The organism is Sphingomonas sp. Leaf62 (assembly GCF_001421915.1).
In the GTDB taxonomy this organism is placed as follows: domain Bacteria; phylum Pseudomonadota; class Alphaproteobacteria; order Sphingomonadales; family Sphingomonadaceae; genus Sphingomonas.
The window spans coordinates 37,051-52,910 of record NZ_LMLN01000030.1 but is presented as its reverse complement, the minus strand read 5'-3'; the positions used below and the strand labels follow the sequence as shown (position 1 = coordinate 52,910).

General features: G+C 65.1%; 14 protein-coding genes. 4 read left to right on the top strand and 10 right to left on the bottom strand.

Annotated features, from left to right (window positions below; translation table 11 throughout):
• Window positions 1–71 precede the first annotated feature (71 nt).
• Genes ASE91_RS15520 through ASE91_RS15510 form a run of 3 tightly spaced genes read left to right on the top strand, consistent with a single transcriptional unit; the run spans window position 72 to window position 2,820 of the window.
• Window positions 72–863, top strand: a complete 792-nt coding sequence (locus tag ASE91_RS15520) for a type III pantothenate kinase (RefSeq protein WP_056627743.1) — start codon at window positions 72–74, stop codon at window positions 861–863.
• Between the two features lie 45 nt (window positions 864–908).
• On the top strand, window positions 909–2,549 hold the full coding sequence (locus ASE91_RS15515; protein ID WP_056500939.1) for a ribonuclease J: 1,641 nt from the start codon (window positions 909–911) through the stop codon (window positions 2,547–2,549).
• A 10-nt stretch (window positions 2,550–2,559) separates the two neighbouring features.
• On the top strand, window positions 2,560–2,820 hold the full coding sequence (locus ASE91_RS15510; RefSeq protein WP_055999346.1) for a DUF1467 family protein: 261 nt from the start codon (window positions 2,560–2,562) through the stop codon (window positions 2,818–2,820).
• 71 nt (window positions 2,821–2,891) lie between these two features.
• On the opposite strand, the gene ASE91_RS15505 is transcribed toward ASE91_RS15510, so the two are convergent.
• A complete protein-coding gene (locus ASE91_RS15505; RefSeq protein ID WP_056627740.1) occupies window positions 2,892–3,284 on the bottom strand; it encodes a hypothetical protein in 393 nt (130 codons plus the stop codon).
• Window positions 3,285–3,304: 20 nt separating this feature from the next.
• A complete protein-coding gene (locus tag ASE91_RS15500) occupies window positions 3,305–5,578 on the bottom strand; it encodes a hypothetical protein (protein WP_056627737.1) in 2,274 nt (757 codons plus the stop codon).
• A 97-nt stretch (window positions 5,579–5,675) separates the two neighbouring features.
• Here ASE91_RS15500 and ASE91_RS15495 point away from each other — a divergent pair, with 97 nt between their 5' ends.
• The gene (locus ASE91_RS15495) at window positions 5,676–5,966 is read left to right on the top strand and encodes a hypothetical protein (RefSeq protein ID WP_055999334.1); all 291 of its coding nucleotides are present in this window, start codon (window positions 5,676–5,678) and stop codon (window positions 5,964–5,966) included.
• 235 nt (window positions 5,967–6,201) lie between these two features.
• Here the strand turns inward: ASE91_RS15495 and ASE91_RS15490 are convergent, their stop codons facing one another.
• The 8 genes from ASE91_RS15490 to ASE91_RS15455 all read right to left on the bottom strand — a co-directional run bounded on the left by ASE91_RS15490 (window position 6,202) and on the right by ASE91_RS15455 (window position 15,842).
• A complete protein-coding gene (locus ASE91_RS15490; RefSeq protein ID WP_056627734.1) occupies window positions 6,202–7,380 on the bottom strand; it encodes a vWA domain-containing protein in 1,179 nt (392 codons plus the stop codon).
• A gap of 198 nt (window positions 7,381–7,578) precedes the next feature.
• The gene (locus tag ASE91_RS15485) at window positions 7,579–8,946 is read right to left on the bottom strand and encodes a hypothetical protein (RefSeq protein ID WP_056627731.1); all 1,368 of its coding nucleotides are present in this window, start codon (window positions 8,944–8,946) and stop codon (window positions 7,579–7,581) included.
• Window positions 8,947–8,962: 16 nt separating this feature from the next.
• Entirely contained in the window at window positions 8,963–9,505 is a 543-nt protein-coding gene (locus ASE91_RS15480) for a CHAP domain-containing protein (protein ID WP_056627726.1), read from the bottom strand.
• Window positions 9,506–9,590: 85 nt separating this feature from the next.
• Complete coding sequence (locus tag ASE91_RS15475) at window positions 9,591–10,436, bottom strand: AAA family ATPase (RefSeq protein WP_056628737.1); 846 nt, start codon at window positions 10,434–10,436, stop codon at window positions 9,591–9,593.
• 50 nt (window positions 10,437–10,486) lie between these two features.
• Entirely contained in the window at window positions 10,487–11,146 is a 660-nt protein-coding gene (locus tag ASE91_RS15470; RefSeq protein WP_235530519.1) for a DUF6975 family protein, read from the bottom strand.
• Between the two features lie 187 nt (window positions 11,147–11,333).
• On the bottom strand, window positions 11,334–13,373 hold the full coding sequence (gene rpoD, locus ASE91_RS15465; protein ID WP_056004133.1) for an RNA polymerase sigma factor RpoD: 2,040 nt from the start codon (window positions 13,371–13,373) through the stop codon (window positions 11,334–11,336).
• A gap of 164 nt (window positions 13,374–13,537) precedes the next feature.
• Complete coding sequence (gene dnaG / locus ASE91_RS15460) at window positions 13,538–15,343, bottom strand: DNA primase (protein WP_056627724.1); 1,806 nt, start codon at window positions 15,341–15,343, stop codon at window positions 13,538–13,540.
• A gap of 46 nt (window positions 15,344–15,389) precedes the next feature.
• Entirely contained in the window at window positions 15,390–15,842 is a 453-nt protein-coding gene (locus tag ASE91_RS15455) for a GatB/YqeY domain-containing protein (protein WP_056400590.1), read from the bottom strand.
• Window positions 15,843–15,860 lie beyond the last annotated feature (18 nt).

Sequence of the window (15,860 nt, the reverse complement as noted above, 5' to 3'; positions counted from 1 at the left end):
GCTTGTCGTGGCCCGCTGCACCCTCTAGCGGGAAGGGGAACCACGCCGGTCGGGCGTGACGGGGAAGTTCGATGCTGCTTGCGATCGATGCCGGCAATACCAACATCGTCTTCGCGCTGGTCGACGACGAAACGATCGTCGCGCGCTGGCGCATCGCGACCGATCCCCGTCGGACCGCGGACGAATATGCGGTATGGCTCAGCCAGTTGCTGGCACTGGGCGGACGTGACCGGGCGGTGGTAGAGGCGGTCATTATTGGCACGGTCGTTCCGCGTGCGCTGCATAACCTCGAAGTGCTCGCCAGCAAATATTTCGGGGTCGAAGCACTCGTTGCCGGGCGCGGCGCGGCGACATTCGGCATCGCGCTCGATGTCGAGGAGCCGCATACGGTCGGTGCCGATCGCGCATTGAATGCGATCGCGGCGCATGCGGCTCATCACGGCGACCTGATCGTCGTCGATTTCGGCACGGCCGCGACGTTCGACGTGGTGGACTATACGGGGGCGTATAAGGGCGGGATCATCGCGCCGGGCATCAACCTGTCGCTTGATGCGCTGGTGACGGCGGCAGCCAAGCTGCCGCGTATCGCGATCGAGGCGCCGGCGTCTAAGACGGTGATCGGCCGTAATACCGCCGATCAGATGCACATCGGCATCTATTGGGGCTATATTGCGATGATCGAGGGGCTGGTCGCGCGGATGAAGGCGGAAATCGGCCGCCCCGTCCGCGTGATCGCCACCGGCGGTCTGGCGATCCTGTTCGAGAAACACACGCAGGTCTTCGATTCGATCGAACAAGACCTGACGATCACGGGACTGGCGATGCTGTGGCGCCGCACCCATATTTCTGCAGCAACGTACTGAACGAAACCCAACCCGCGAATGGGCGCGGGCATTGAAAGAGATTGAGTGACACCAAAGAAAGAATTGTTGTTCGTCGCGCTTGGCGGGTCGGGCGAAATCGGCATGAACGTCAACCTGTACGGGACCGCCGGTAAATGGCTCATGGTCGATTGCGGCGTGACATTCGCCGATCCGGGCTATCCCGGGATCGACGTGATGCTACCCGACCTGCAATTCATTGAGGAACGCGGCGACCAGCTGCTCGGCATCGTCATCACCCATGGGCATGAGGACCATATCGGCGCGCTGCCATATCTGGCTGCCGATCTGGGCGTGCCGATTTATGCAACGCCGTTCACTGCCGGGCTGATCCGCGGCAAGCTCGATGAAGAAGGCATTGCCGATCGGGTGAAGCTGAAGATCGTACAGCTGGGTGGCGACGTGAATGTCGGTCCGTTCGGCGTCCGCTTCGTGCCGATGGCGCATTCGATTCCCGAATCAACGTCGCTGGTCATTTCCACGCCGCATGGAAAGGTATTCCATTCGGGCGACTGGAAGCTCGACGATCAACCAATGGTCGCGACGCCGGCCAGCCCGGCCGAACTCACCGCGATCGGCGACGAGGGCATTCTCGCGTTGGTGTGCGATTCGACGAACGTCTTCAACACCGAGGCATCGGGATCGGAAGCCGATGTTCGCAAGGGGCTGTTCGAACAGATTGCCTCTGCCGAGGGGCGGCGGGTGATGGTCACCAGCTTCGCGTCTAACGCCGCGCGACTGCATACGCTGGGCGAGGTCGCACGCGACACCAACCGCAAGGTTTGCGTGGCGGGTCGTTCGCTCGACCGCATTCTGAAGGTCGCGAAGGCCACGGGCTATCTGAAGAGTTTCCCGCAGACCGTCGATTTCGACACCGCGATGCGCCTGCCCCGCGATCAGGTTCTGATCATCGCGACCGGCGGGCAGGGAGAACAGCGCGCAGCGTTGGCCCGCATCGCCAATCGGGAGCATCAGCTCAGCCTCCAGTCCGGCGACCGGGTCATCTTCTCGTCGAAGCAGATCCCCGGTAACGAAGTCGCGATCGGTCGCATCCAGAACCAGCTTGCCGCGGCCGGGATCGAAATGGTTACCGACCGGCAGGCGCATGTCCATGTCTCGGGCCATCCCGGTCGGCCGGAGTTGGCCAAGCTCTATGGCTGGCTGCGTCCAAAGGTCCTGGTGCCGGTCCATGGCGAGATGCGCCATCTGATGGAACATGCCCGGTTCGCCCTGTCGCAGGGCATCGGTCAGACGCTGGTCCAGACCAACGGCGATATCGTGCGTCTGGCACCGGGCAATCCGACCAAGGTCGGGCAGGCGGCCGTTGGGCGACTTGCGCTGGACGGCGACGTCATTCTGCCGGCGGATGGAACAACGATCAACGAACGGCGCAAGCTGGCGGCGTTTGGCCATATGTCGGTAGCGGTCGCGATCGACCGGCGCGGGCAGTTGATCGGTCAGCCGCAGATCCGGGTGCAGGGCGTGCCGGTCGAGGAAGACCGCGAACCCTTTCTTGAGGAAGCGGTCGATGCGGCGGCCGAGACGGTCGCGGCCAAGGGGCGTGAGCGGTCCAAGCTGCCCGAGGCGATCCGCCTTGCGGTCCGCCGCGTCGCGACGCGCTGGACCGGCAAGAAGCCGGTCGTCGACGTGCTGATCATTCCGGCCTGACGAGCGGCGCATGACCTGGCAATCGGCGCTCGCCATCTACCTGCTGTTCTGGGTGCTGGCGATGTTTCTGGTGTTGCCGTTCGGGGTTCGCACGACGCATGAAGCGGGCGAACCCCCGGTGCCGGGACAGGCCGACAGCGCACCATCTGGGTTCCGCTTCGGGCAGATGGCGTGGCGGACGACGTTGGTATCCGGGGTCTTGTTCGGCGGGTTCTACCTCAACTACGTTTATGGTTGGGTGACCGCCGACATGCTGAATTTCTATAATTAAGGCGTTTTCCGATCAGGCCGGATCATCAGTGCGGCGAGAATTTCGGCGCGTGGCAAGGTGTCAGGACTGCGCTACCGAGCATCGTAAGCCACGAAGAACGCTGCCACGGACATGAAATCGGCCCGCCGCGGCAGCCATGCCGCGCGCGGCAGATCGCCCAGCCGGCCGGCGTCCTTGCCTGCCGCGCGCGACGGTCCCACCACTGTCATTCCCTGCGCACCACCGCCTTCGTCAGAACTCGCCATAGTTACGATCATTTCGAGTAGCGTCGGCTTTCCCGAACCATTCTCCCCGATCAGGATGCAGACCGCCTTTTCGAACTTCAGATCTAAATCACCGCCGAACACGATCGGCAGCGAGACGTAATAGGCAGTCTGGTCACGTGCCGCCAACGTATCGTCGGCAGCCAGAAACACTTCGTAAAAGGGCGGCGGAAGCGAGTTCGTTCGCGTTTGGCGCGCCATGACCTCCCCGGCAAATCCCGCTAGTTGCGCAACCGCTCGATCGCCTGCGCCAGCACCACGTACAGCTTGCCCATATCGGACGACAGCAAGGTCACGCCCATTGGCGATCCGTCCCGCAAGCCAAGGATCTGACGCAGCATCGCCTCGAAATCGTGAATGTAGCGGTTCACCTGATCGCGGAAGCCGGGATCGGCATCGTACAAGGCGGCGATCTCGCGGGCCTGCGTCCCGTCGACCAGCCGCACCGCGCGCCGGGTAAAGACGCCGCGATCACCCTTGAGATAGGCGGCCCATGCCGTATCGGACACATCGGTCGACAGCGAACGGGCGATGTCGATCGCGGCGGAGTTCATCGCCTCGATCAGCAACGACACGCGGCGCGAGAACTGATCGCTGTCGGCTGCTTCGTGTTCGGCGCGGGCCATGGCCATGCGTTCGTCAAGTTGTTTACTGGTGTCGGCGATGTCGAGCATCTGCCGTGACAGCCGCTCCGATGCCTCGATCGCCGAGGCAACGGCGTGATTGGCGATGGCGGACAATTCGGCGACCTTCCCCGTCACCGCGCTGTCGACCGCGTTGGCGAGCGCACGCGCGCCGCGTGCCTCGAGATCGCGGGCGGCATCGGGCAGGACCTTCGCCAGCGTCTCGCGGGTCTGTTCGCTCGCCGCTTCGGCGGTATCGCGGATGCGGAGCATCGCTTCGGTCAGGCGCGGCGCGGAGTCTTCGGCGAAATGGATCGTCGTCGCGATGGTCTCGTCGACGATAGTGCGGACATTCTCGATCCGATCGGCACCACGATCGAGCGTGTCGAGCAGCGATTGCTGCACCGTCGACAACGTGTCGCGCTGCATTGCCACGACCCCCGCAATCGCCTCGATCGCGTCATGCGTGCTCTCGGCAGCGGTGACCAGCGCGAGCAGTTCGGGCTTGGACTGGGCGACGACGGCGCGACTGGCGGCGATGCGGCTGTCGAGCCGGTCGAGCGCGCCCGGCAGCGTTTCGTCCATTTCGCGCGCCGCCGCGTCGAGCGCGGTCAAGACTTCCTCGGCACTGGCGATCACGCGGCGGGCGGTACCGTCGCCATTGGCCAATGCGTGGGCCAAGGCATCGGCCACCTGCGTCAAGGCAGCGACCGATCCGGCCACCGCCTGGGTCCGTTCGACCCCCGTCACCCGCAAGCGTTCGAAGCGATCATCGACCCCGGCCAATCCGTCGTTCAGCAGGGACAACAGCGCCTCACCATCGCGACGGCGATCGTCGAGCCGTCCGGCGAGCATGTGGATCGCGGCATCGATCCTGGCGACCCGATCGGCGAGCTGCTCGGCACCCTCGCGTCCGGCGCGTTCGATTGCCGATCCATTCGCCTCGATCATCGCGATCGTCGCATCGCCCTGCGCGGTGATCGCCTTGCGCGATTCGTCGATCGCGGCGGCAGCGCGTTCGAGCACCGCGTCGATCGCTTCGGACATGGTGGCGATGACCGATTCGAGGCGGACGCCGGCACTCTCGCTGGTTGCTTCCATCCGGTTCATATGCGCCGCCAACCGCTGCGCCGCGCCCGCGGCCAGCTGATCGGCCTCGCGCGAGCGTTGCGCGACGACGACCAGTTGCGCGTCAAGGGCGGCGACCCGTTCGCTGGCCGACAGGCCGGTCGCCTCGACGAGCGCGGCCATTTCCGCTGCTTCGGCACGGGCGCGGGGCAGGGAGGACAGCACGGTCGCCAGCCGTTGTTGCGTGGCATCGGCCACCCGATCGAGCCGGCCGGCAGTCGTGCCGATCGCCTCGACCTGTTCGCCCATCCCGGCGCTGACGCCGCGCAGCCGGTCGGTCGCGCTGTCGCCCAGCGTCAGCAGTGATTGCGTCTGTTCGGCCAGTTCCCTGCGCGATTCCGACAGCGTGTGTCGAACCCTGGCAACGACCGCCTCCAGTGCCTGTGCCTCAGCCCGCATCGCCTGCGCAGTGGCGGCGAACCGCCGTGCCTCCGCCCGGCTGTTCCGACGAAGCAGCAGCCAGCCGACGCCGAGCAGCATCGGCGGCACGCACAGGGCGGCAATGAACGATACCAGCCCGATCGGCCCCAGCGCCGGCAGCGACGGCGCGCTCCATGCCAGCATCCCGCCGGTCCAGCCGAGCACCGCGATGCCGGCAAGCGTCGGTCCGATCCAGTTGCGCCCGATCGGTTCGGGTTCGGGGACCGCCTCCGCCAGCCAGTGTTGCGTCTCGTCCTGCGCAAGCTGTTCGCCGTCGGAATGCTGGTGGTGCTGTTGCAGCTCCGTGATCGAACCCCCATTCATGACGTACCGTCTACCATGGTCGTCATCCGAACGACAGAGCGGTCGAACCGGCGTAGCTGTAACATTTTCTTAACCTTTTGGGGCGTATTCTTCAGCCATGGTCTATGATCCCGGAGCAATCGATGCGGCGCTGGCGGCGGCGTTGGGCGACGAACCCCAACTGATCGCCGAGCTGCGCCGTGCCTTCACCGAAAGCGCGAAAAAGGCGCTCAGCGCACTCGACGCCGCCGATGCCGAAGGGTGGCAACCCGCGGCATTCCGGCTGAAGGGACTGGCGGCGAGCTTCGGCGCGGTCGACCTGATGGGACTATCGACGGCGGCTGCGGCGGCTCCGGCCGGCGACACGGCCGTGCTGGCGAAACTGCACGAGGCGATCGACGACCTTTAGGGCCGATTGGCATTCAGCGAGAACCACGGAATTTCGTCCTTCCCGCGCAGGCGGGAATCCATAGATGCCTACTGTTTGGCTGGATCCGCGACGCTGGCGTCTATGGACTCCCGCCTGCGCGGGAGTGACGAGAGGTAATGGAACGCTATTCCTCCGCCCGGCGAACTGAATGTCGATCCCGCCTATAGGCTGTATGGAAACGCGCTTTGGCGCGTTTTCAAACAGCCTCTAACGCTCATCGCCGGCGCGATAACTCGCGCATGGCGGCGTCCAGCCCGTCGAGGGTCAGCGGGTACATCCGATCGGCGAACAGGTCGCGGATCAACTGCGTCGAGTGCGACCATTGCCAATGATCCAGCGGCGTAGGATTGATCCACGCGGCCGATCGCCAATGGGCGGTCAGGCGTTGCAGCCAGACCGCACCGGCTTCGGCATTGGCGTGTTCGACCGATCCGCCGGGTTGCAGGACCTCGTAGGGGCTCATCGCCGCGTCGCCGACCACCACGAGGCGGTAGTCCGGGCCATAGGTCCGCAGCAGGTCGGCGGTCGCGATCTGTTCAGTCCAGCGACGGCGATTGTCGCGCCAGACGCCTTCGTAAATGCAGTTGTGGAAATAGAAGAAGTCGAGATGCCGGAACTCGGCAGTGGCGGCGGAGAACAGCTCCTCGACCTGTTCGACGAACGGGTCCATCGATCCACCAACATCGAGGAACAGCAACAGCTTGACGGCATTGCGCCGTTCCGGCCGCATCGCAACGTCGAGAAAGCCGCGTCGCGCCGTTCCCGCGATCGTCGCATCGAGATCGAGTTCGTCGGCGGCCCCCTCGCGGGCGAAGCGTCGCAGGCGACGCAGCGCGACCTTCAGGTTGCGGGTGCCGAGTTCGCGCGCGTTGTCGAGGTTGCGAAACTCCCGCTGTTCCCAAACCTTGACCGCGCGGCGATGGCGACTCTCTCCGCCGATCCGGACGCCTTCGGGATTATAGCCGCCATGGCCGAACGGACTGGTGCCGCCGGTACCGATCCATTTCGATCCGCCTTCATGCCGTTCGTGCTGTTCGGCCAGCCGTTGCCGCAACCGATCCATGAGTGCGTTCCAGTCGCCGGTCGCCGCGACCTTCGCCATGTCTTCGGGTGACAGATAGCGTTCGGCGATGCGCCGCAGCCATTCGTCGGGCAGCGGGACCGGACCGACGCCGGCCGTGCCGTCGATACCGGCAAAGGCCTGTCCGAACACCCGGTCGAACCGGTCGATCAGGCTCTCGTCCTTGATGAAGGTCGTGCGGGCAAGGTGATAGAAGCTGTCCAGCGTCCGGTCGATCACGCCGCGCTCGATCGCTTCGAGCAGGACCAGATGCTCGCGGATGCTGACCGCGATGCCGGCAGTGCGCAGCGCATCGACGAACGAATGGAACATGGCCGATGTCTTAGAGCATGACCGGACCATGTTGAACCACCGTCATCGCCCTGCGGGCGACCGCTGCGCGGCGGGCTGCTGTCGACGTGATGCTGCGTTGCTCGTCGGTTACGATGCTTTGGCATCGCTCCCTCCTCGCGCCTTGCCGCACGCCGAAATCACCGCCGTGCCGATGATTCAACATGGTCCGGTCATGCTCTAGCGCGATCGGGCGTAAAGGCGCCAGTGGCTGCCCGACACGCCGTTCGGGTCGCCGCGCGCGATCTCCGCAAATTGCCGGCCGCAATGGACTAGCGGATCAGGGAAGCGATTGCCGCCGTCGCGTTCGATAAAGCGAAACGGGGCGCAGCGGCTGTCGTCGATGGTCAGTCGATAGCCGCGCGACCGTGCGGCGGCGATCAGGATCGCGGTCGAACGCGACAGTGCGACGGAGACCCGTGCCCCGCCCGGTGCCACCTCGATCAGCTTCGAAACCGCCTGACCGGGGTCTCCCCGCAAATCGGCCACGAGCGCGCCGTCCCGTTCTATCGCTGTCCAGACGAAGAGAGCGCCGGCGATCAGCACGGGCAGACGCCATACGCCCCGCCTCGCCCACAGGACGGGCAGGGTGCTGGCTGCCGACAGGAGCAAGGGTGGAACGGCGACGATATAGTAACGCGACGCGCCGCTGTTCGGCAGCGCGAGCAGCGCAACCGTCAACGGCAGTGCGATTGCCGTCAGCAGGACGAGGCCGGTGAACCGGTCGCGGACGAACCAACCGGCGATGGCGACCATCGGGGCGATGACCCACAGCCCGCAACTCCAAGTCCACAGCTGTTCGAGGCCGGTCAGCATCTTCCAGTCGTCATGCGGTTCGCGTGCACCGAACTGGAACCCGGTCCTGCTGGTCGCGGCAGCCGTCCATGCGATGGCGATCAGCAGCATGACCGCGATCGCGGCCGGGATGAACAGGCGGGCGGTGTCGCGTACCGCGCATCGCCACCCCGCCGCGCGCCAACGCCCTATCGCAACCCATGGACCGAGCGCGGCGAGGGCGAAGACCATCGTCGCCTGTGACAGGCACCCGAAGATCGCCGCCAGCGCGATGGCGGTCGTCGGTGGTCGGGCGGCAGGATCGGCTAGCCAGCGGTCGGCGACGCCGATCGCTGCGACCCAGGCAAGCAGCATCGGCGCATAGCCGCGTGCTTCCGATCCGAAGGTCACCAGAAACGGCGAAACGGCAAAGGCAACCGCGGCAAGAATTGCCGACGCTCGGCCCCGACGCAGCGCGATCGCGGCGGCCAGCGGGATGGTCGCGCTGCCGGCGACGATCGAAAGCGCGCGTTGCAGCAGTGGCGGGGCGCCGCTACCCACCCATTGCAGCCACAGGCTGTTGAGATGATGGTTGTTGTCGTGGTTGATCCCGACGAACACCCCGGCGGGGGTCCCCACGTCCTGCGCGGTCACCGCCGACCATGCCTCGTCGAGCCACAAGCCGCCCCGCGCGGCGAGAATGCGCAGGATCAGGCCGGCAATGGTGATGAGCGCGACCGCCGTCCAGACGCCGCGCTGCTCCCCGCTCGTCATCGCGGGCGCGACGTGCTCAACGGCCGTAGGCGTCGATCAGCGACCCGACATAATCGGGTGCGTTGCCGCCCAGTTCGGCAGCGGGGCGGGGGCCGTAGATGAAGCCGTGCGTCGGATATTCCGAACCACCCAGTCCCTGCGTATCCCGATACCAGACCTTCACCCGCGTCCAGTCCCCTTTCGCGGAAACGTCGAACACGGTGACGTCCTGCTCGACCCCGCCGCGCACCCCGTTGATCCGCGACCAGTTCGCATGGGTGACCATGGCGACGCGCGGTTCGACGACGTGGCTGATGACGAGGACATGGCCGAGCGGCAGCCGATCGGTTTTGGCGAAGGCGAGAACGGCACCGACCTTCGGCCGGTGCCCGCGCGGATAGCGGCCGTCCGCCTGATCCCACCACGTCCAGGCGTCGCCATAGATTTCGACGCCCGATGCCGCCCGCGCAAACGGAACGCATTGCCCGACATAGTCGAGCAGCGACCGCGCGCCGACCGGCACGCTGACGATGGCGGCAAAGGCGAGGAGCAGCGTGCCCCGGAGAAGCGAACCGAACATGATGACGATCCTGCCGAACGATGGTCGCCAATTGATGAGCGAACATGGTTACCGGATCGTCAAGGTCACGCAACCCCTCACGCGATCAGCCGCCCTTGCGCCGATGCAGAAACGCCAGCCGTTCGAACAGCATCACATCCTGTTCGTTCTTCAGCAGCGCGCCATGCAGCGGCGGGATAGCCCGGGCCGGATCGTGCGATGCCAGCACCTCCAGCGGCATGTCGTCGTGCAGCAGCAGCTTCAGCCAGTCGAGCAGTTCGCTGGTCGACGGTTTCTTCTTCAATCCCGGCGTCTCGCGCACCGCGAAGAACAGGTCGAGCGCGCGGTTGACCAGCAACGTCTGGATGCCCGGGAAATGCACGTCGATGATCGCCTGCATCGTCACGCGGTCGGGAAAGCGGATATAGTGGAAGAAGCAGCGGCGCAGGAATGCGTCGGGCAGCTCCTTTTCGTTGTTCGACGTGATGACGACGATCGGCCGTTCGCGGGCCGTTACCCGCTCGCCGGTTTCGTACACGTCGAACGCCATCCGATCGAGTTCGTGGAGCAGATCGTTGGGGAATTCGATGTCGGCCTTGTCGACTTCATCGATCAGCAGCACCGGCAGGGTCGGGCTGACGAACGCCTCCCATAATTTCCCGTGGCGGATATAGTTGGCGATGTCGTGGACGCGGGGATCGCCCAATTGTCCGTCGCGCAGCCGCGCCACCGCGTCATATTCGTACAGGCCCTGCTGCGCGCGGGTGGTCGATTTGACGTTCCATTCGATCAGCGGGGCGCCGATCGCGCGGGCGATCTCCTGCGCCAATACCGTCTTGCCGGTGCCCGGTTCGCCCTTCACCAGCAACGGCCGGCGCAGCGTCACCGCGGCATTGACCGCGACCTTCAGGTCGTCGGTCGCGACATAGCCTCTGGTTCCCTCGAACCGCATCGCCTGTTCCTGACTCATGGCAAAGCGATACGGACAGACGCTGCCGAACGCTAGCCGCGGCTTTCCGCGCGCGCGGCGATCAGGTCCCACAGGCCGCGATGCTGTGCCAGCAACTGCTGGATGCCGAAGGTCATCGCGCGTTCGACCGCGGCGTTCATGGCGACCGCTTCGATCAATTGCCGGGTCTGTGCAGGCGAGGGCAGGGTGCAGGGGATGACGTCGATCCCCATCCGGTCGGCGGCGGCGTCGAGCGGGCGGCGGATCACCGGCCAGTCGAGGGTCACTGCGATCGCCGCACCCAGCGCGCAGCCGGGTCGAACCGACCGCGACAGCAGGTCGATAGCGTTGCGCTGCGTCGCCAGCGCCGCCTCCGTCGCGGCCTGACCGGGGGTGCCCGGCGGCGGTCCCGCAGCGGCGGCGACCCGGATCAGATAGGCGCGTTCCTCGACGAATGCAGCGCCGGCATGCGCCAGCCAGTCTTCCGCCGCCGGGTTGTTGGTGGCGCTGCTCGCCAGATCGACCACGCCCGGATGCCGTCCATGCAACGTGCACAGTTGATGCAACGCATCGGCGATGTCGCGCACGGCGACGCCGGCATGCGCCAGCCGTTCCAGTGTGGCGTGTGTGCCGCTTCCATCGGCATGAACGATCTGCGCGAGCCTGTCGGCTACCCCGCTGTCATTCGTGTCGTTCGCAATCGCAACTATCACCGACGGCCCCCATTTTCGTCTGACCGGGTGTTTCCCGTTCGACCTATGGTATGCCCGCAAGAGATAACTCAAGCGCGTAGGAACAGGGTTTCCAGCACTTTAACCGCGCTTAACGCCGCTATGCGGGCTTCGGTCTGCCGCCGAAACGAAACGCCCCGGCGCTGGTGAAGCGTCGGGGCGGAGTAAGCTACTGGTCGAGGAAGGACCGCATTTTCCGGCTGCGGCTCGGATGTTTCAGCTTGCGCAGCGCCTTCGCCTCGATCTGGCGAATACGTTCGCGGGTCACGCTGAACTGCTGTCCGACCTCTTCGAGCGTGTGGTCGGTGTTCATGCCGATCCCGAAACGCATGCGCAGCACGCGTTCTTCGCGCGGGGTCAGGCTGGCTAGGACGCGGGTGACCGTTTCCTTCAGGTTCGCCTGGATCGCGGCATCGACCGGGATGATCGCATTCTTGTCCTCGATGAAGTCGCCGAGATGCGAATCTTCCTCGTCGCCGATCGGCGTTTCGAGGCTGATCGGCTCCTTGGCGATCTTCATCACCTTGCGAACCTTTTCGAGCGGCATCGACAGCCGTTCGGCCATTTCCTCCGGCGTCGGTTCGCGGCCCTGTTCGTGCAGGAACTGGCGGCTGGTGCGCACCAGCTTGTTGATCGTCTCGATCATATGCACCGGAATGCGGATCGTCCGCGCCTGATCGGCGATCGAACGGGTGATCGCCTGCCGGATCCACCACGTCGCATAGGTGCTGAACTTGTAACCGCGACGATATTCGAACTTATCGACCGCCTTCATCAACCCGATATTCCCCTCCTGGATCAGGTCGAGGAATTGCAGGCCGCGATTGGTGTATTTCTTGGCGATTGAGATGACGAGGCGCAGATTGGCCTCGACCATTTCCTTCTTGGCGATCCGCGCCTCGCGCTCGCCCTTCTGGACCATGTTGACGATGCGCCGGAACTCGCCCAGCGCCATGCCGGTCTGCTGCGCGATCTCGGCGATCTCGGTACGGATGCGATCGACCGCAGCGCCCTCGTTGTCGACGAACGCCTTCCACTTCTTGTCGATCGTCGCGACCGACGTCAGCCACTGCTCGTCCAGCTCATGGTCGACATAACTGTCGAGGAACGCCTTGCGCGGCACCTTGTGACGCTCGGCCAGACGCAGCATCTGCCCGCCCAGCGCGGTCAGGCGCCGGTTATAGGCGTAGAGCTGATCGACCAGATATTCGATCTTCGCCTGATGGAACTGGACGCTTTCGACCTCGGCCGTCAGCTCCTCGCGCAGCTTCTGGTACTTGCGCTCCTCGGCATTGCTCAGACCATCGCCGGTCGCCATCGCGTCGAGACGCTGCGACTGCATCTTCGAGAATTTCTTGAAGATCGCGGTGATGTTGGCGAACTTCTCCAGCGCCTGCGGCTTGAGCTGTTCCTCCATCTGCGCGAGGCTGAGGGTGTTGTCCTCTTCGTCGTCGTCGCTCGGGCGGGGCGCACGGCGTTCGCCGTCCTCGTCCTCGTCGACCGACGGTTCCTCGGGCTCTTCCTCTTCCTTGAAGCTGGGACCGGCATTCTTCGACGAAATCTCGCCATTGTCGTCGGCGTCCTCGTCGTCGGACAGCGATTCCGGTGCAGGATCCTTCGACAGCATGGCGTCGAGATCGAGGATCTCGCGCAGCTGCATCGTGCCTTCGTTGAGTGCCGTCGACCAGCCGATGATCGCGTTGAACGTGATCGGCGATTCACACAGGCCGAAGATCATCGTGTCGCGACCGGCCTCGATCCGCTTGGCGATGGCGATTTCGCCTTCGCGGCTCAGCAGTTCGACCGCGCCCATCTCGCGCAGATACATCCGCACCGGATCATCGGTGCGGTCGACGGTTTCCTTTTTCTTGACCGGTTCGAAAGCTGCGGACGCCTCGTCCTGTTCGGCGGCGCTGTCGTCGGCGTCGTCGTCTTCCTGCTTCGCGCGTTCCTCGCCTTCGCCGTCCTCGCCCGCGTCCTCATTCTCGACGACGTTGACGCCCATGTCGTTCAGCGCCGACATGATGTCCTCGATCTGCTCCGAGGTCATCTGATCCTGCGGCAGCATTTCGTTCAGCTGGTCGACGGTGATGTAGCCGCGCTTCTTCGCGCGGGCGACCAGCTTCTTGATCGACCCTTCGTTCAGGTCGATCAGCGGCGCGTCGCCGGTATCGATCGTGTCGTCGCCGCCACCATTCGCCTTGGCCATCAATAACCCTCAGAAATTTACGCAGCGCGTCTGCCCAGCGCTATTTTACCCGTTGTCTTCGTCCGACACCGTACCTTTTGCAAGCCAAGAGCGCGCATTCCGGCGGTTCGATCGTGGATTTCGGGCAATTCTAAGACGGCGATATGGGAAACGGCGGCGAGGGATCAAGCCGCCTCGTCCAGTTCCTCCATCCAGCTGCGGATACGCGCCTGCACGGCGGCATGGTCGGACCGGGCCTGTTGATACTCGGCAAAGGTCCGTTCGGTCGTTTCCTGACGGCACCGTTCGGCGGCCGCATTCTCGGCGCGGCGACAGGCCTGCTCGTCGACCAGAATCTGGATCACGCGCAACAGGTCGGTCTCAGCCGTTTCCCGCTCGGCGTCGCGCAGCCAGAAGGTGAAGGCGAGGTCGGTTTCCTTGTTCCGCCGTGCCATGTCGACCAGCTGCCGGTCGGCGGCAATCGTGTCGGTCAGCAAGCTTTCGCTCAGGTCGCTGCGATAGATGGCAAGGTCGATCAAGTGGTTGCGCCAACGCTGCAACTGCTGGTTCTTGATCGGCAGCTGCGCGATCAGCTCGCAATGGCGGGTCAGCACGTCGACATGCTGCATCAGCCCCATCAGCACCGCACGCTGGAAGGCGAAGACGAGATCGACTTCCTTGACGTCCGCCGCCGCCGCCATGTCGTTGGCGACGATCCGCAGGCGGCGGTCCTTGGCACCGAACAGCGCGAAGAACTGGTCCTTGAAGGTGCGGAAATACTCCCGCCGAATGCCTTCATGGGTGATCGTGCCGGCAAGGCGCGCGAGTTCATGCTCGAACGCGGCCCGCTCATCGGGACCGGCCCCGGGCGGTAGCGTCGCGAGTTCCAGCCGCCACAGGAAATCGGACAGCGATTCGCGGCGTGCGAGCAAATCCTCGAACGCCTGCGGTCCTTCCGCGCGGACCAGATCGTCGGGGTCCATGCCGTCGGGAATGGTGACGATGGCGATGCTCTTGCCCGGTTGCAGCAACGGCAGCGCGCGTTCGGCCGCACGGCGCGCCGCCTTGATCCCCGCCGCATCCCCGTCGAAACACAGGATCGGCACGTCGGCCATCCGCCACAGCCGTTCGAGCTGATGCTCGGTCAGCGCGGTGCCGAGCGGTGCCACGACCTCATCGAAACCGGCCTGCGCCAGCGCGATGACGTCCATATAGCCCTCGACCGCGATGACGCGCTTCGCCTTGCGCGCGGCCGTCTGTGCCCGGTCGATATTGTAGAGCGTCCGCCCCTTGTCGAAGAGCGGCGTTTCGGGCGAGTTCAGATATTTCGGCTCGCCATCGCCGAGGATGCGCCCGCCGAACGCGATGGTCCGGCCGCGCGCATCGCGGATCGGGATCATCAGCCGCCCGCGGAACCGGTCATACGGCTCCTTGCCCTCGACCGAGATCAGCATCCCTGATTCGACCAGCATCGGATCGCCGTACGACGCCAGTGCCGCCTTGAGCCGCCCACGGGCATCGGGCGCGAAGCCCATGCCGAAGGCGCGTGCCGTTTCCGCTTTGATGCCGCGCTTGACCAGCGCGTCGCGGGCGATGCCGCCTTCCTCGCCGAGCCGGTCGGCGAACCAGGTTTGCGCATCGGCCATCAATTCGTGCAGGCCCTTGGCGCGCTCGGCCTGCCTGGCCGACCGTGCATCCTGCGCCGGCATTTCGAGGCCGGCGGCGGCGGCCAGTTCCTTCACCGCGTCGATGAAGGGCAGGCCGCGCTGGTCGGTCATCCAGCGGATCGCATCGCCATGCGCGCCGCAGCCGAAGCAGTGGTAGAAGCCCTTGTCGTCATTGACCCAGAAGCTCGGCGTCTTCTCGGTATGGAACGGGCAGCACGCCTTGTGCTCGTTGCCCGACCGCTGGAGTTTCACCGACTTGCCGACCAGCGCCGACAACGTCGTGCGGGTGCGCAACTCGTCGAGGAACTGGGGCGAAAGGGTCATGGGACCATATGCCCCGAACGGAACGGGGTCGGCAACCGCTTATGCGTCAGCCCAGCGCTGCCTTCACCGCCGCGCTGGCCTTGCTCATGTCGAGCTCGCTGCCGTGGCGCGACTTCAACTCGGCCATCACGCGGCCCATGTCCTTCATGCCGGTCGCGCCCAGATCGGCCTTGATCGCCTCGATCGCCGCCGCCGTCTGTGCTTCGTCCATCTGTTGCGGCAGGAAGCGTTCGATGACGGTCACTTCGCGCGCTTCGGCGGCGGCGAGTTCGGGGCGGTTGCCCTTTTCGTACATCTCGATCGATTCGCGGCGCTGCTTGACCATTTTCTGCAGCACCTCGACGACCAGTGCGTCGTCGCTGTCGGGAGCCTTGCCGGTGCGCGCCTCGATATCGCGGTTCTTGATCGAGGACTGGATCAGGCGGATCGTGGCCGTGCCTTCCTTGTCGCCGCCCTTCATGGCGGTGACCAGCGCGTCCTTGATGGTGTCGCGAATCATGCGGGTTCCAATGTCGTT

Excerpts from the sequence above, each read along its gene's own strand:
- ASE91_RS15520 (WP_056627743.1), top strand. The coding sequence starts at position 72 with ATGCTGCTTGCGATCGATGCCGGCAATACCAACATCGTCTTCGCGCTG.
- ASE91_RS15510 (WP_055999346.1), top strand. The coding sequence starts at position 2,560 with ATGACCTGGCAATCGGCGCTCGCCATCTACCTGCTGTTCTGGGTGCTG.
- ASE91_RS15505 (WP_056627740.1), bottom strand. The coding sequence starts at position 3,284 with ATGGCGCGCCAAACGCGAACGAACTCGCTTCCGCCGCCCTTTTACGAA.
- ASE91_RS15500 (WP_056627737.1), bottom strand. The coding sequence starts at position 5,578 with ATGAATGGGGGTTCGATCACGGAGCTGCAACAGCACCACCAGCATTCC.
- ASE91_RS15495 (WP_055999334.1), top strand. The coding sequence starts at position 5,676 with ATGGTCTATGATCCCGGAGCAATCGATGCGGCGCTGGCGGCGGCGTTG.
- ASE91_RS15490 (WP_056627734.1), bottom strand. The coding sequence starts at position 7,380 with ATGTTCCATTCGTTCGTCGATGCGCTGCGCACTGCCGGCATCGCGGTC.
- ASE91_RS15485 (WP_056627731.1), bottom strand. The coding sequence starts at position 8,946 with ATGACGAGCGGGGAGCAGCGCGGCGTCTGGACGGCGGTCGCGCTCATC.
- ASE91_RS15480 (WP_056627726.1), bottom strand. The coding sequence starts at position 9,505 with ATGTTCGGTTCGCTTCTCCGGGGCACGCTGCTCCTCGCCTTTGCCGCC.
- ASE91_RS15475 (WP_056628737.1), bottom strand. The coding sequence starts at position 10,436 with ATGCGGTTCGAGGGAACCAGAGGCTATGTCGCGACCGACGACCTGAAG.
- rpoD (WP_056004133.1), bottom strand. The coding sequence starts at position 13,373 with ATGGCCAAGGCGAATGGTGGCGGCGACGACACGATCGATACCGGCGAC.
- dnaG (WP_056627724.1), bottom strand. The coding sequence starts at position 15,343 with ATGACCCTTTCGCCCCAGTTCCTCGACGAGTTGCGCACCCGCACGACG.
- ASE91_RS15455 (WP_056400590.1), bottom strand. The coding sequence starts at position 15,842 with ATGATTCGCGACACCATCAAGGACGCGCTGGTCACCGCCATGAAGGGC.